Genomic DNA, 244 nt, shown 5'->3' on the forward strand with positions numbered 1-244 from the left:
AGGCCGCACGGCTGCCCGGGGCCTTAGCTCAATTGGCAGAGCACTGCCTTTGCAAGGCAGGGGTTAGGGGTTCGATTCCCCTAGGCTCCACTTTCGGCGATCAGCAGGCGACTGCGGCCAGATGGCCGCGGTGCCTGTCGCCCCATTCCTCGAGCGGGCGCAGCGCCTCTGCGAGTTCCTCTCCGAGCGGGGTCAGCGAGTATTCGACCCGCGGCGGGACCTCCGCGTACACCTCCCGCCGGAC

The 244-nt window shown here is 68.4% G+C and carries 1 protein-coding gene and 1 tRNA gene; one reads left to right on the plus strand and one right to left on the minus strand.

The window, feature by feature from the left end:
• Nucleotides 1-17: 17 nt before the first annotated feature.
• A tRNA-Ala gene (locus CUZ56_RS15400) sits at nt 18-90 on the plus strand.
• Nucleotides 91-100: 10 nt separating this feature from the next.
• On the opposite strand, the gene CUZ56_RS15405 is transcribed toward CUZ56_RS15400, so the two are convergent.
• Nucleotides 101-232, minus strand: a complete 132-nt coding sequence (locus CUZ56_RS15405) for a winged helix-turn-helix transcriptional regulator (RefSeq protein ID WP_275427167.1) — start codon at nt 230-232, stop codon at nt 101-103.
• Between the last annotated feature and the right edge of the window lie 12 nt (nt 233-244).

Origin of the sequence: Saezia sanguinis (assembly GCF_003991585.1) — a bacterium.
GTDB classification, from domain to species: Bacteria; Pseudomonadota; Gammaproteobacteria; order Burkholderiales; family Burkholderiaceae_C; genus Saezia; species Saezia sanguinis.